Origin of the sequence: Sphingobacterium thalpophilum (genome assembly GCF_038396785.1) — a bacterium.
Taxonomy (GTDB): domain Bacteria; phylum Bacteroidota; class Bacteroidia; order Sphingobacteriales; family Sphingobacteriaceae; genus Sphingobacterium; species Sphingobacterium thalpophilum_A.
The window spans coordinates 4,452,150-4,465,695 of the sequence record NZ_CP151087.1; the positions used below are offsets into that span (position 1 = coordinate 4,452,150).

Here is a 13,546-nt window from a genome sequence, read left to right on the forward strand (position 1 = left end):
CGATCGTTTGCGTGCCGCCGGAGAAAATTGCTGGTTTGATGGGAAATGTTTACATTTAGTGTAAGTAATTGTAACGAGAATAATTTATGGGATTATTTGATAAAATCAGGAATGAGTTTGTCGATATTATCGAATGGGTCGATAATAGTACAGATACGATTGTGTGGAAGTTTCCACGGTATCAGAATGAAATAAAAATGGGTGCGCAGTTGACTGTGCGGGAAGGACAGGCTGCGGTATTTTTGAATGAAGGCGTGGTTGCGGATGTCTTTCAGCCTGGTCGCTATGAATTGACAACACAGAATATGCCGATCATGACAACCATCAGAGGCTGGAAATATGGGTTCAATAGCCCATTCAAAGCCGATGTCTATTTTGTCAACCTTCGACAATTTGTCAATCAGAAATGGGGAACCAAAAATCCGATTATGCTGCGGGATCCTGAATTTGGACCAATTCGACTTCGGGCTTTCGGTAATTTCTCTTTTCAGGTGAAGGACGTTACTGTTTTTATGAAACAGCTGGTTGCGACGACGCCTGTTTTTACTGTTGAAGATATCACAGAACAGCTTCGAAATATTGCGGTATCGCGTGGGATGGATGCTATTGCTGAGTCGAAGATACCAGCCTTAGACCTCGCATCCAACTATGATGAAGTTTCGGCTTTGATACAACAAAAAATTGGGGTTGATTTTGATGAGTTGGGTTTGAGCTTAACGAAATTCTTAATCGAAAATATTTCATTTCCAGAAGAGGTGGAAAAAGCGCTTGATAAGCGAAGCAGTATGGGGGTCGTTGGTAATCTAGGGGCATATGCCCAATTTCAAGCGGCTAATTCCATGGAGAAAGCTGCTGAGAATCCCAATAGTGGGGGGATCGTAGGTGCTGGATTTGGTGCTGGGCTGGGAGCAGGAATGGTTGGTCAAATGGGTAATGTATTTCAGCAAAACAGTTTTGATGGGAATAATCCTACTGGTATGGGCTCAGCTGCTGTAGCTTCGTCTACCGGGGCCGTTGGACCACCTCCATTGCCCAAAACGGTAGCCTATTACCTGGCCATTAAAGGTAAGCAGGAAGGGCCATTTGATTCGGAACAGCTGCGCGGTCTTGTAAAAGAGGGGACGATGACACTTGCCACCTTGGTTTGGAAAGAGGGACTTGAAAACTGGATTGAGGCTGAAAAGGTAGGCGAATTAAAGGATCTGTTTTCGCAGAACCCGCCACCGATACCAGGAGTTTAGGATAAAACGGACGACCGAGTTTTATGAGTTTTGAAGAAAAAACCTCCGAAATAGAGCAGGGGTTAAAATGCCAGGGCTGTGGTGCTATCTTGACTTATCAGCCTGGTACTTCCTATTTAGCGTGTTCCTATTGTGGAACTAGGAATGAAATAGCGGATCAGCTACCGGAAGATGGGCATATTGAATCTACAGATTATAAAGTTTTTGGACAAGCAATGGAAGGAGTCGCCGATGAGCGCTATAGCTATTTGGCTGAAGTCGTGCATTGCAGTAACTGTGGTGCAAACTCGCGTTTGAATCCTCATGTTACGGCAGATTTATGTGCTTTTTGTGCTTCACCTTTGGTAATTGACCATCAGCAAAAGCGTATTGTGAAGCCACATGGTCTTGTTCCCTTTTCCGTTGATTACAAAAATGCTTTTGGGTTATTGACACAATGGGCCGGTAAGATATGGTTCGCTCCGAATGACTTTAGGCGAATTTTTAATTCAAGAAATGATCGTTTAAAAGGAGTGTATATACCATTTTGGTCCTATGATGCAGATGTACATTCTGAATATGTGGGGTCACGTGGCGAGTATTATTATGTGACGCGTACAAGACGCAATTCGGATGGTGAGACGGAAGAATACGAAGAAAGACGAACAAATTGGTATCCAGCTTCAGGTAGTATCTATAGCCAATTTAAGGATATTGTCATTTCGGGATCAACATCTCTTCCCGAAAAGTTCTCTGATAAAATCGGACCTTGGAATTTGGGCTATCTAAAACCTTTCAATGAGCAATATTTAAGTGGCTTTATCGCTGAAACTTTTAGTGTGGATCATGTAAAAGCGGCGGAGACTGCCCGGACTATTATGGATCGGGAAATCGAACGTCAGGTTGAGAATGACATCGGTGGTGATACACAGGATATTGATTCTATTGATAGCGATTTTAAATCCATTAAATTGAAGTATATCCTTTTACCTGTTTGGTTATCAGCTTATCAGTACAAAGGAAAGAGTTATCAGATCATGGTCAATGCATTTAACGGTAAAGTTTATGGACAACGACCTTATAGCTTTTGGAAAATTGCTTTTTTGGTATTGGCGATCATTATTGTTTTATATCTCTTGAGTTTTATGGGATAACAAAAAAGGTTATAAAAAAAGCGCTGTTCCCAATAAAAGAGAACAGCGCTTTTTTTATGTTAATCGTCTTGACTATTTGTTTAGAGAAAGTAGGAATCCGATCGTGAAATTGGCATCCCAATCAAATACGAAAGTGTCGCAATTGGTTGCATCTTTAATTGCTTTATAGATGTTGACACCGCTTTTTGTTTTTATTTTATCTGTTTTGTAAGATGCTGGATCGTTCAAAACCGTAAAACGCTCTTCACCTTGGCGTGTCTGCGATGCTAATTCAAAAGGAACCCCGCCTATAATAAAACAAACCTCTCTTTTATTTAACGGAATTTTCTCGCCTAATTTTTTTACTTCTGTATAGACCGCGTCATCTTTAAGGTCTTTTTCATAATATTTTGCACCAGGTGCTTCTACCGATTTTGTGTCACCGTCAATCCAGGAAATTTTAGTATTACCGGAGCCAATGTCAACAACAAATGAATTATCTTCGTAAGCTTTCGGCAGGACAGATTTTAACGCTAATTTTCCTTCTTGCTCTGCTGTAACCAAGTTGACCACAAAGCCCATTTTTCTTAGTTCAGCACTAATAACTGAAGTTTTAGGTTCTTTCTGGGCTCCGGAGCTAATGACGAAATGTATGTTTTTGGATTTGACGCCTTTGTCGAGCATCATGCCTATATAATCTTTTAATCCTTTACGGATGTCTTCCGTATTTGCCAATCCTTCGTATGCAAATGACTTTCCAAAGTCTTTGGAAATGATCTCCCAGCGATTTTCTTTGTCCATATTGACGACAAAGGAATTGAAACCCGAAGCGCCCACTTCAACGACACCCTTGTATTCGCCGTCGATTGGTTTTTCGGGTTGATAGTTGAATGAACGGGTCGTTTCTGAGCCTGATGAAGGTGCGGCCGCATGACCATTATTGCTTGTTGAATCTGTTGTTTGGACTGTCGAATTAGCATCAAATTTGCCCGATTGAATGGCCCAATAACCGATTGCGAGAATAGGTAAGGCGATGATAATTGCTTTGATTGGCCATCTTAATCTTGCCCATGTTGATTTTTCTTCCATAATGTTCGTATAATAAGTTTGATTTTAGTTAATGTTAATCGAGTAATGTAAATCCTTTATCTACTTTTTCTTCGGGTTTGAGTTCATAGCTGGCATCGGCCATTTGTGTTACGTTTAATACATTTAGATTACGTTCGTCAACTTTGCGGATAAACTCTTCCAGTTCACCTTGAGTAGGCGTGCCACCCACGGTGATGTTGTTGTTTTGATCCAAGAAATCAAGATTCGATCGGATAGAGGCAATATTTTGACTGATGGCACCTGTTGCTGCATTCATGGCCTCTTGAAATGCCCAGCCATCTTTGATATTGAACACATCGGCTAGGCCATCGGTGGCATTTTTCATCTTTTGAGTGGCTTCTAGCTTCTTGGAAATAATAGAAATGCTGCTATCCAAGGTGCTGACATAGATACGCGCTGCGCTTTCATTATCTTTTAGAACTTCCAATACTTTTGCAAATTGATTGGCATATTGTACGTAACTGCGCGCATTTTGCTCTTCAGATTCACCTTCTTTTCCCAATAGAAATGCTTTGGTACGTGTTTCTTTGGCATCTCTTGCATAAGCATTTGCCTTCTCTGCATTATTTTTGCTCGTTTCCTCCTTTGATTTCTCGTCGAGATTGGCCGCTTCAGCGGTGAAACGTTTCGCATAGGTGTACTTCTCTTCGGCTGTTTTTTGAGCAGTTTCACCGCTTTGAATCATGTCGATGCGGACACCGTCTACATTGCTGATTTTTTCCTTCACACGTTTCAGGGTGTCTTTTGCATCTCTTGATAACAGTTGTAAGGTTTCGATAGGGTTATTTCTAATGATGGATTTTTCACCTTTAAAAAGTAGGACGGTACCCAGTCGGTGCAATAGCGCAATGATCTTTGGGGCTAGCAATAATAAGGTAATCAGGATTATACTGAATATCACAAAAAGTATACTTTTCCCGGCATATTCCAGCATAATCGGTAAGTACTTGAAAAAAGCAAAGGCTCCGCCAAGTAAAAGCGCCCAAAAGAAGATCGACGAAGCTGTCTTCTTCGCTTCTGGTGATTTTAATTGTGCAGGCAAATGATCGCCCAGTACTTGAAATATCGGAAGTTGCGTTTTTATCTCAGCGGGAATATTAACATACTGATCTTTTCTTTCCATTGATTTATTTTTATGTTATTGATTGATTAATCATATGCAATGCAGTGTTGATTTCGGTGACCACTTCATCAACGGCCGCGTTGCCGATGTTTATTTTTTGTTCGATATCTTTAATTCTTGGTTCGTACTTTTCATTAATTTGACCCAAAGCGAGTTGTTTTTTCTGTAGGTCATCTTGCAATTTGGCGATATTCTCCGTTATTGTTTTGATTTCAGTGTTCAGATTTGCAATCTCCACGGTTCGGTCTTGTTCAGTCTTTTTCTTTTCAGCCTGTTTTTGTTCCGATTCTTTGGCAATGGTTTCTTTCAATTTATTAGCATAATTTGTGCCAGTTGCTACCAGTTTATCCTTGGTTAACGAACTGTCTACAAATTTCAGTGAAGTATAGGCTGCTTTTAATGTGTTTTCCTCTACTTTTCCCATTGCGGCAGCAGCATTCCATACTTCGAAAAAATCTACACCCTGTTCGTTGAGTTTTTCAAGAATGGCATAGACCTTTAATTTCATTTCTTTGAGGTCGGTTGTTCCGTCATTGGCTGTTATAGGGATTGGGGGCGGTGTTTTTCCAGTTGGAGCCTGGGCCGTGGGCGATGAATATGCCGGTGGTACAGAGGGGCTTTCTGGAGCAGCGCTAGTAGCTGGCGCCGGAGGGGCTTGTGCCGGTGGCGTTTGCTTTGGCTGATCGTCCTCAAAAATTAATTTCTTCAAACTGTTTAATATACTGGATCCTCTTTTAGTATCGTCGTTGCTCATCATGTCATAGTTGATTATATCTCTACTAAAATAATAAAAATTAATATTCTCTTCTAATGAATTGCGTTATGGAACACCTGAAATGGACATGGGGTGGAGGAGCTTGGTTAAAAGCGATGAAATGCAAAGTAGGGAGAGTGAATCAGCTGCTATGGCACTTTATGTTTGGGGTAAAAACAAAGATTCCCAATCAACAATTGGGAATCTTTGTTTGGACGGTAACGGTCCTGTGGGACTATTATCTGCCAAAATCATCTTGTACGCGAACAATATCGTCTTCGTCAGAAGGGTGGTTAGCATCTGTGTGCTGCCAGATCTCTGCCAAGATACCGAAGCCGTCCAATCCGATTAAACGGTGACGTTGTCCTTGGCGTAATCTGATTGTTTCTCCCTCTTTCAATGTTGAAACAACCGATTCTTCATCTGTGTCAGAAACCATAACGCCTACGTTCCCCTGGATAACACGCCAGATTTCGGCACGACGGTGGTGATATTGCCATGAAAGTCTTTTCTCTGGTGCGACAATTAAAATTTTTGGGCTTAATTTTCCTGAAATTCTTAATTCTTGTACATCCATTCCGCCGAAGTACTCATCGGCAAATTCTTGTGCTTGGGATTCGTCGATAACGAAAAATCCTCCCCAAGGGCGTGCAGCATCTGATTTATCAATACGAAAACCTTTGGATGTCAGCATTTCCTGTACTTTTTCAAACAATGCGATTTTATCTATAGCCATATTAAAAATTCTAAAAATTTGTTATTCGTTAATTCAGTTGCTAAATATAAAAAAAATCCATTAATAATTTAAGTTAACCGTTTTAGCTTTATCTAAATCCGTTATAATGGAGCTGTTTTGGATATCTCTAGCTATAATATGTCGCGTGAAGTTAAAAATGAAATTGCTAATTTTGTGATTAATCTAATTTCAGGATATGTCAAACTTTCAAGTCGATCGGGAAAATACTGCATTTATGCAGGCTGTTGCTTTTGTTAACCAAACGAACCAAAACATATTTATAACAGGAAAGGCTGGTACAGGAAAAACGACGTTCTTGAAGTATATCCGTGAGCATAGCTACAAGAAGATGGCTATTACGGCACCCACGGGCGTGGCTGCGATGAATGCGGGCGGAACCACTTTACATTCTTTATTTTGGCTTCCATTTGGAACCTTTATTGAAGATTATGAGTTACGTTGGGACGAGCAGGATAGTCATATTTACAATAAATCACGTTTATTCAGTACGATTAAACTGACCAAGCAGCGCAGGGCTATCTTGCAGGAACTTGAGCTTTTGGTGATTGATGAGGTCTCAATGGTCCGTGCAGATACATTGGATGCGATTAATGTGATTCTGCAATCTGTTCGTCGCGATATGCGACCTTTTGGTGGGTTACAAGTATTGTTTATCGGAGATTTATATCAGTTGCCACCAGTAGTGAAAGATGCCGAATGGAATGTTTTACGGGATCATTATTCTTCTGTTTTCTTCTTTAACGCTAAAATTTTAAGGGATAATCCGTTGGTGATGTTAGAGCTTAATAAAATCTATCGTCAGCAAGATGAGGGTTTTATTTCCATTTTGAATGCCATACGAAACAATCAGTGTACAAGTGACATGCTAACGACCTTAAATGGTTATTATCAACAGGACTTTGTTCCAAATGAAGAGGATCAGTATATTACATTGACCTCCCATAATCGAAATGCTGATGAAATAAACGGAGCCAAGTTGGCATCATTATCGGGGAAAATGTTAAATCTTAAGGCTGTTGTCAAAGATGATTTTGCGCAGGGTTCCTACCCTGCTGAAGAAACGTTATCCTTAAAGATAGGGGCACAGGTGATGTTTATTCGAAACGATTCGGGAGATGAGCGTAAATATTACAATGGAAAGATTGGTACGGTAAAGGACATCGATACGGTGCAAGGCACAGTAACGGTTACATTTCCTGATGGGTCGGAATCTGTAACGGTAAAAAGGGAGACCTGGGAGAATATTCGGTATAATTACGATAAGGGGCAAGATCAGATTAAGGAGGAGATATTGGGTACATTTTCGCAATTTCCACTTCGACTGGCCTGGGCTATCACCATTCATAAAAGCCAGGGTTTAACTTTTCAAAAAGCGATTATTGACGCAGGTACCTCTTTTGCTGCGGGACAGGTGTACGTTGCATTGAGCCGTTTAACGAGTTTAGATGGGCTTGTATTAAAATCGATCATCCCGTCTTATGCCATCCGTACCGATTACCAAGTTGTCGAATTTGTGCAGCGTGCTCAGGGACAGGCTGATGTAAATGAGATTCTAGAGCAATGCCAGCGGAATTATCTTGGCCAGATTTTAATGCACGGTTTCCGTTGGGACGGTCTATTGGCCGAAACTTCTGAATTACTGAAATCACTTGAGGAGCGTAATATTGATGGAAAGGAACAAGCAGTACTATTTTTTCAACAATTGGTCAAGCACCTTCAGACCCAGGAGAAAGTTGCACATAAGTTTATTGTCGTATTGTATGATTTGTTGCGGGATAAAAACGCGATCGACTATGATGTAATTTGTGAACGTTCTACTGCTGCGGTCAATTGGTTTTTACCGAAAATGGATGTAGATCTGATTGAGGCCTTAACCAAACATATCGAAGAGTACCAGATACGAAAACGTACGAAGAAATATATTGACGAGTTAAAAGCGCTGTTGCTTGATTACAAGCGAAAACGCGAGCAGTTGCAACACTGTCTTCTTATTGCTGATACGCTTTCCAAACGGGAAGATTTTCAAACAGCGATGCTCGATGTTGCTGCCAGTGTGAAGACCAAAGAAAAAGACGAATTGGCTGCACAAAATGCAGATGAAGAGGGGCCTAAGAAGTTGGATACAAAGGAGATTTCCTTAGAAATGTTTAAGGATGGGATGAGCATTGCTGATATAGCGGTTAAGCGCGGGATGGTCGCTGGTACGATATATGGGCATTTAATTAACTTTGTTGGTACGGAAGTGGAAGCAACAGAGTTGATCGAGCAGGAGAAGTTGGATCGTATTCTTGGTGTGATACGTGCAAACCCGGATAAATCCTCTTCAGAACTTAAAATGCTTTTGGGGGCAGATATTGATTATCCGGATATTAAAATTGGACAAAAAGTTTTGGGATTGTAGGCAATAAAAATTTATAGCGTATATTTGTAACAAATTGTGTGATATAGTTTGTTGAAAGCCCATTGATAACCTTAAGATTGCTTATGGAAAACAAGAAAGATCCTAACAAGTGGCTTGTGCTGACGACTATTTCAACCCAGATGGTTTTTACCATTTACGCATTTTATTTATTAGGGGATTGGCTGGACGGTAAGTTTCATGCTGAGAACCAACTATGGATGAAGATCTGTACCCTTGGAGGGATTGGAATTTCTCTATATCAAGTCATTAGACAAGTGAATCGATTAAACGATAGATGATAGTATATATAAAGCAGGCCCTTATTTTATTTTTTGTTGCGGTATTAATTTTTGCCGTTCATTTCTTTTTATTAAAATCTTTTGATGGTATACATTCCCTGGAAGATCTACATTTTCCATTGTATGAAATTTATATTTTTCAATTGATATTATCCGTGCTCATCATGGTGGGGATAAGTTACTGTTCGCAGAAATTTCCGCAATATGTTGGTTTTGTTTTCTTGGGATTATTGACTCTAAAGTTTGTCCTAAATTATGTATATATCCATAATGGGCTGGCAAAACCGCAGGCTGATATTTTAAAATATAACTATTTGATCGTTGTCGTTTTATTCCTTTTTTACGATGTTATATTTGCCTACAAGGCTTTAAACAAATCCTAAGGGTGAAAACGATAGTTTTTTCAAAAAAATGTAATATTAAAGTAGCTTTTGTGCTTTATATGTAGTATTTTCGCAAAAAATTTTAAATAACATAATAGTAGTATCGTGAGTCTTAAAAGAACACTTCAATTTTTAGCAGTTATTCTGTTTGCAGTTGCGCCATTTTTAACAAAGGCGAATGAGGATGCACACGGAGAAAAATCGCAGGCTGAGGAAATCAATAGCCATATTGAGCATCACTTACAAGATGATTATTATTTTAGCTTCTTTTCGGATGAAGAGACAGGTAAACATTATGGTTTTTCATTGCCCGTTATTTTGATCGATAATGGCTTGAAAGTTTTTATGGCTTCGGCATTCGATCATGGTAATAAAGTTGCTGAGGTTGATGGTCAATATTATGCATTGTTTCACGGGAAAATTTATAAGACTGATGCTACTGGTAATTTGACTGGTCATGAGTATCGTAAAAATGCTGACGGTAGCTATGTTATGACTGTAAATGAAGATGGGAAAGAGGAGAAAAAGGAATTTGAAACTTCCTATGTGGTTGGTTCTCATGAAATTCATGATGCTGTTGATTTTCATCCATCTGTAGCGATGCCTTTAGATTTCTCGATCACTAAAAATGTTGTTGGGTTGTTTTTGGCTGCATTTTTAATGTTTTGGGCATTTATTAGTTTGGCTAAAACGTATAAAAAGGGTGCTAATAATTTACCTAAAGGTATTGGACGTGTATTGGAGCCTTTGGTTATCTATGTACGTGACGAAATGGCTATTCCAAACATTGGTCATCGTTACAAGGAATTCATGCCATATTTATTGTCTGTATTCTTTTTGATCTGGATTTTAAACTTGGTTGGTTTGACACCACTAGGGTTTAACGTTACAGGAAACATTACAGTAACTTTATGTTTGGCTCTTTTTACATTCTTAATTGTGAATATCAAAGCAAACGCAAACTACTGGAAGCATATTTTTTGGATGCCAGGAGTTCCGGTTCCATTTAAATTTGTTTTAGCGCCAATTGAGGTGTTGGGAATGTTTACAAAACCATTCTCTTTGATGGTACGTTTGTTTGCAAATATTACAGCCGGTCACACAGTCGTAATGGGACTGATTGCAATTGTTTATTTATTGCAGCATCAATTGACAGTAGTAGGTAGTATCGGTGTTTCCATGTTCTTGACAATCTTCTTGATGGTTATCGAATTATTGGTAGCATTCTTACAAGCATTTATTTTTACGATGTTGTCATCCTTATTTATCGGTATGGCTGTTGAAGAACATCACGATCATTAATTAGTAAATTTTTTAATTATTCAAATCATACATTATGTACAATTTAATTGGAGCCGGTTTAATCGTTATCGGTGCAGGTTTAGGTTTAGGTAAAATTGGTGGTTCTGCAATGGAAGCTATCGCTCGTCAACCAGAAGCAGCATCGAAAATCCAAACTGCAATGATTATCATTGGTGCCTTACTTGAAGGTTTAGCATTCGGTGCTTTATTATTAGGTAAATAGTCACAACGGTTTTACGATATAACCTGCAACGGTTGGTTGCAGGTTGTATTATTCCTGAATCTTAAAAAATAAGAATTATCATTATATAGTATAACAATGGATAAATTAATACATTCGTTTTCGTACGGTTTGTTTTTTTGGATGGTCATCGTCCTTGTGGTTATTATCTTTTTATTAGGTAAATTCGCATGGAAACCAATTGTTGATGCCCTAGACGAACGTGAAAAAGGTATTGCAAGTGCTTTGGAGGCTGCTGAAAAGGCTAAATTAGAGATGGCTCGTTTGACAAATGAGAACGAACAATTACTAAAAGAAGCTCGCGCAGAACGCGATGTTATCCTTAAGGAAGCAAAAGAACTTAAAGATAAGATTGTAGCTGAGGCGAAAACTCAGGCACAGGCTGAAGGTGCAAAATTGATTGCACAAGCAAAAATCGAGATCAACGAACAAAAGAACAAAGCTTTGGCGGAGGTTAAGTCTCAGGTTTCTTCTTTGTCTTTGGATATTGCTCGTAAAGTGTTAAACAAAGAATTTGAGGACCAAGGAAAGCAAGAAGCTTTAGTAGCAGATTTGCTTAATGACGTTAAATTGAACTAATCCGGTCACTCAAATTACGAAATAGAATTATGTCAGTATTTAAAGTAGCATCAAGATACGCTAAGTCATTAATCGACCTGGCTAGCGAGCAAGGCTCACTGGAAACAATCAAGGCAGATATGGATTCATTCATTGCTGTTTTAAAATCCAGTACAGAATTGCAAGCGGTTTTTGCCAATCCTATTGTTCCTTTGGACAAGAAGAAAAACATATTAGATGCGCTATTTAAAGATAAGATCAATCCAAGTATCTTGGCTTTCTTTAAGATCATGATCAACAAAGGTCGTGGCGAGATTGTATATGCCACTGCTCAAGAATTTATTCGTGAGTATAACGAGGTAAAAGGAATTGTGAAAGCTACAGTTACATCTGCGGCGCCACTTTCTGAAGCTAATTTGGCAGCGATGAAAGATGTACTTGCGAAAGAAACCAACGCTCAGGTGATATTGATCAATAAAGTTGATCATAGTTTGATCGGTGGATTTGTAGTCAATATCGGCGATCGCCAAATTGATGCAAGTATTGCTGGTAAGTTGAATAAATTGGAAAGATATTTGAATCAGAATAATTAATTTGTTCTGATACTTGAAGTAAAATAAATCAAAAAACCCCTTATAATAATTAAAATGATAGAGGTAAGACCAGATGAAGTTTCGGCAATTCTAAGAGAGCAATTGTCGGGCTTTAAATCAGAAGCCGAACTAGAGGAAGTGGGTACCGTACTTGCTGTGGGTGACGGTATTGCTCGTATTTACGGCTTAACTAAAGTTCAGTCCGGTGAGTTGGTTGAATTTGATAACGGATTACAAGGTATTGTATTAAACTTAGAAGAAGACAACGTCGGTGTTGTACTTTTAGGTCCTTCTGATGAAATCAAAGAAGGAGATACTATTAAACGTACCAACCGTATTGCATCCATCAAAGTTGGTGAAGGCTTGTTGGGACGTGTTGTAAATACTTTAGGTCAACCGATCGATGGTAAAGGACCTATTCAAGGTGATTTGTATGAAATGCCTATCGAGCGTAAAGCTCCAGGTGTTATCTACCGTCAACCGGTAACTGAACCATTACAAACAGGTATCAAAGCGATCGATGCGATGATTCCAGTTGGTCGTGGTCAACGTGAGTTGGTTATTGGTGACCGTCAAACAGGTAAAACAGCTGTTTGTATCGATACAATCTTGAACCAAAAAGAATTCTATGATGCAGGAGAACCTGTATTTTGTATCTACGTTGCCGTAGGTCAAAAGAATTCTACAGTTGCGAATATCGTGCGTACATTGGAGGAAAGAGGTGCTATGGCTTATACAGTAGTTGTTGCTGCATCTGCTGCTGATCCTGCTCCACTTCAGTTCTATGCGCCAATGGCAGGTGCTGCTATCGGAGAGTTTTTCCGTGATACAGGCCGTCCAGCATTGATCGTTTATGATGATTTGTCTAAACAAGCGGTAGCTTACCGTGAGGTTTCATTATTGTTACGTCGTCCACCGGGCCGCGAAGCATACCCAGGTGACGTATTTTATCTACACAGCCGTTTGTTGGAGCGTGCAGCGAAAATCAACTCTTCAGATGATATCGCACGCAACATGAATGATCTACCTGAATCGATCAAACACTTGGTGAAAGGTGGTGGTTCATTAACTGCGCTTCCGATCATTGAAACCCAAGCTGGTGACGTTTCAGCGTATATCCCAACCAACGTAATTTCAATTACAGATGGTCAGATCTTCTTGGAGTCTAACTTGTTTAACGCAGGTATCCGTCCAGCGATCAACGTAGGTATCTCTGTATCTCGTGTAGGTGGTAATGCGCAGATCAAACCGATGAAAAAGGTATCCGGTACATTAAAGTTGGATCAAGCTCAGTACCGTGAATTGGAAGCTTTTGCGAAATTCGGTTCTGATCTAGATGCTGCTACTAAATCTGTCTTGGATAAAGGTGTTCGTAACGTTGAGATCTTGAAACAAGGTCAATACTCTCCGGTTTCTGTTGAGAAGCAAGTGGCGATCATTTATATCGGAACTAAAGGTTTATTGCGTAATGTTCCTGTAAATAAAGTGAGAGAATTTGAAGAAGAATTCTTGACTCAATTGGAACAACGTCATCCAGAAGTATTGTCAGCTTTTAAAGCGAATAAGTTCTCCGATGAATTAACTGCAGTATTAGAAACAGTAGCTAAGGATTTAGCATCAAAATATTAATAGTAATGAGTATTTGGTATTGAGTCTATCGACAAGGCTCGAT

At 39.4% G+C, this 13,546-nt stretch carries 13 protein-coding genes; 9 read left to right on the plus strand and 4 right to left on the minus strand.

Annotated features, from left to right (window positions below; genetic code table 11):
* Nucleotides 1-86 precede the first annotated feature (86 nt).
* Nucleotides 87-1,241, plus strand: coding sequence for an SPFH domain-containing protein (locus AACH28_RS19580; protein ID WP_341831277.1), 1,155 nt, complete (start codon nucleotides 87-89; stop codon nucleotides 1,239-1,241).
* A gap of 23 nt (nucleotides 1,242-1,264) precedes the next feature.
* Nucleotides 1,265-2,374 carry a zinc finger domain-containing protein gene (locus AACH28_RS19585; protein ID WP_341831278.1) on the plus strand — a complete coding sequence of 370 codons (1,110 nt, stop codon included), beginning with the start codon at nucleotides 1,265-1,267 and terminating at the stop codon, nucleotides 2,372-2,374.
* A gap of 72 nt (nucleotides 2,375-2,446) precedes the next feature.
* Here the strand turns inward: AACH28_RS19585 and AACH28_RS19590 are convergent, their stop codons facing one another.
* From AACH28_RS19590 to AACH28_RS19605, 4 genes are all read right to left on the minus strand, one after another.
* Nucleotides 2,447-3,442 (minus strand): hypothetical protein, encoded by a 996-nt coding sequence (locus tag AACH28_RS19590; protein ID WP_341831279.1) that lies wholly within the window; start codon nucleotides 3,440-3,442, stop codon nucleotides 2,447-2,449.
* A 34-nt stretch (nucleotides 3,443-3,476) separates the two neighbouring features.
* Nucleotides 3,477-4,586, minus strand: coding sequence for a hypothetical protein (locus tag AACH28_RS19595; RefSeq protein WP_088162938.1), 1,110 nt, complete (start codon nucleotides 4,584-4,586; stop codon nucleotides 3,477-3,479).
* Nucleotides 4,587-4,596: 10 nt separating this feature from the next.
* Complete coding sequence (locus tag AACH28_RS19600; RefSeq protein WP_341831280.1) at nucleotides 4,597-5,295, minus strand: hypothetical protein; 699 nt, start codon at nucleotides 5,293-5,295, stop codon at nucleotides 4,597-4,599.
* Nucleotides 5,296-5,578: 283 nt separating this feature from the next.
* Entirely contained in the window at nucleotides 5,579-6,076 is a 498-nt protein-coding gene (locus AACH28_RS19605) for a phosphoheptose isomerase (protein ID WP_286842896.1), read from the minus strand.
* Nucleotides 6,077-6,272: 196 nt separating this feature from the next.
* On the opposite strand from AACH28_RS19605, the gene AACH28_RS19610 reads away from it, so the two are divergent.
* From AACH28_RS19610 to atpA, 7 genes are all read left to right on the plus strand, one after another.
* The gene (locus AACH28_RS19610; RefSeq protein WP_341831281.1) at nucleotides 6,273-8,498 is read left to right on the plus strand and encodes a helix-turn-helix domain-containing protein; all 2,226 of its coding nucleotides are present in this window, start codon (nucleotides 6,273-6,275) and stop codon (nucleotides 8,496-8,498) included.
* 83 nt (nucleotides 8,499-8,581) lie between these two features.
* Nucleotides 8,582-8,797 (plus strand): AtpZ/AtpI family protein, encoded by a 216-nt coding sequence (locus AACH28_RS25545; protein WP_075994172.1) that lies wholly within the window; start codon nucleotides 8,582-8,584, stop codon nucleotides 8,795-8,797.
* Between the two features lie 488 nt (nucleotides 8,798-9,285).
* Nucleotides 9,286-10,482 (plus strand): F0F1 ATP synthase subunit A, encoded by a 1,197-nt coding sequence (atpB, locus tag AACH28_RS19615; protein WP_341831282.1) that lies wholly within the window; start codon nucleotides 9,286-9,288, stop codon nucleotides 10,480-10,482.
* A 34-nt stretch (nucleotides 10,483-10,516) separates the two neighbouring features.
* Nucleotides 10,517-10,705: an ATP synthase F0 subunit C gene (atpE, locus tag AACH28_RS19620; protein WP_021188666.1), complete on the plus strand. Its 189-nt coding sequence runs from the start codon at nucleotides 10,517-10,519 to the stop codon at nucleotides 10,703-10,705.
* 96 nt (nucleotides 10,706-10,801) lie between these two features.
* Nucleotides 10,802-11,302 carry a F0F1 ATP synthase subunit B gene (locus AACH28_RS19625; RefSeq protein ID WP_046671966.1) on the plus strand — a complete coding sequence of 167 codons (501 nt, stop codon included), beginning with the start codon at nucleotides 10,802-10,804 and terminating at the stop codon, nucleotides 11,300-11,302.
* Nucleotides 11,303-11,331: 29 nt separating this feature from the next.
* Nucleotides 11,332-11,874: an ATP synthase F1 subunit delta gene (gene atpH / locus AACH28_RS19630; RefSeq protein WP_341831283.1), complete on the plus strand. Its 543-nt coding sequence runs from the start codon at nucleotides 11,332-11,334 to the stop codon at nucleotides 11,872-11,874.
* 54 nt (nucleotides 11,875-11,928) lie between these two features.
* Nucleotides 11,929-13,503, plus strand: a complete 1,575-nt coding sequence (atpA, locus tag AACH28_RS19635) for a F0F1 ATP synthase subunit alpha (RefSeq protein WP_075994168.1) — start codon at nucleotides 11,929-11,931, stop codon at nucleotides 13,501-13,503.
* Nucleotides 13,504-13,546: the final 43 nt, after the last annotated feature.

What these genes read in the sequence shown, in the direction of transcription:
- AACH28_RS19580 (WP_341831277.1), top strand. Translation starts at nt 87, where the DNA reads ATGGGATTATTTGATAAAATCAGGAATGAGTTTGTCGATATTATCGAA.
- AACH28_RS19585 (WP_341831278.1), top strand. Translation starts at nt 1,265, where the DNA reads ATGAGTTTTGAAGAAAAAACCTCCGAAATAGAGCAGGGGTTAAAATGC.
- AACH28_RS19590 (WP_341831279.1), bottom strand. Translation starts at nt 3,442, where the DNA reads ATGGAAGAAAAATCAACATGGGCAAGATTAAGATGGCCAATCAAAGCA.
- AACH28_RS19595 (WP_088162938.1), bottom strand. Translation starts at nt 4,586, where the DNA reads ATGGAAAGAAAAGATCAGTATGTTAATATTCCCGCTGAGATAAAAACG.
- AACH28_RS19605 (WP_286842896.1), bottom strand. Translation starts at nt 6,076, where the DNA reads ATGGCTATAGATAAAATCGCATTGTTTGAAAAAGTACAGGAAATGCTG.
- AACH28_RS19610 (WP_341831281.1), top strand. Translation starts at nt 6,273, where the DNA reads ATGTCAAACTTTCAAGTCGATCGGGAAAATACTGCATTTATGCAGGCT.
- AACH28_RS25545 (WP_075994172.1), top strand. Translation starts at nt 8,582, where the DNA reads ATGGAAAACAAGAAAGATCCTAACAAGTGGCTTGTGCTGACGACTATT.
- atpE (WP_021188666.1), top strand. Translation starts at nt 10,517, where the DNA reads ATGTACAATTTAATTGGAGCCGGTTTAATCGTTATCGGTGCAGGTTTA.
- AACH28_RS19625 (WP_046671966.1), top strand. Translation starts at nt 10,802, where the DNA reads ATGGATAAATTAATACATTCGTTTTCGTACGGTTTGTTTTTTTGGATG.
- atpH (WP_341831283.1), top strand. Translation starts at nt 11,332, where the DNA reads ATGTCAGTATTTAAAGTAGCATCAAGATACGCTAAGTCATTAATCGAC.
- atpA (WP_075994168.1), top strand. Translation starts at nt 11,929, where the DNA reads ATGATAGAGGTAAGACCAGATGAAGTTTCGGCAATTCTAAGAGAGCAA.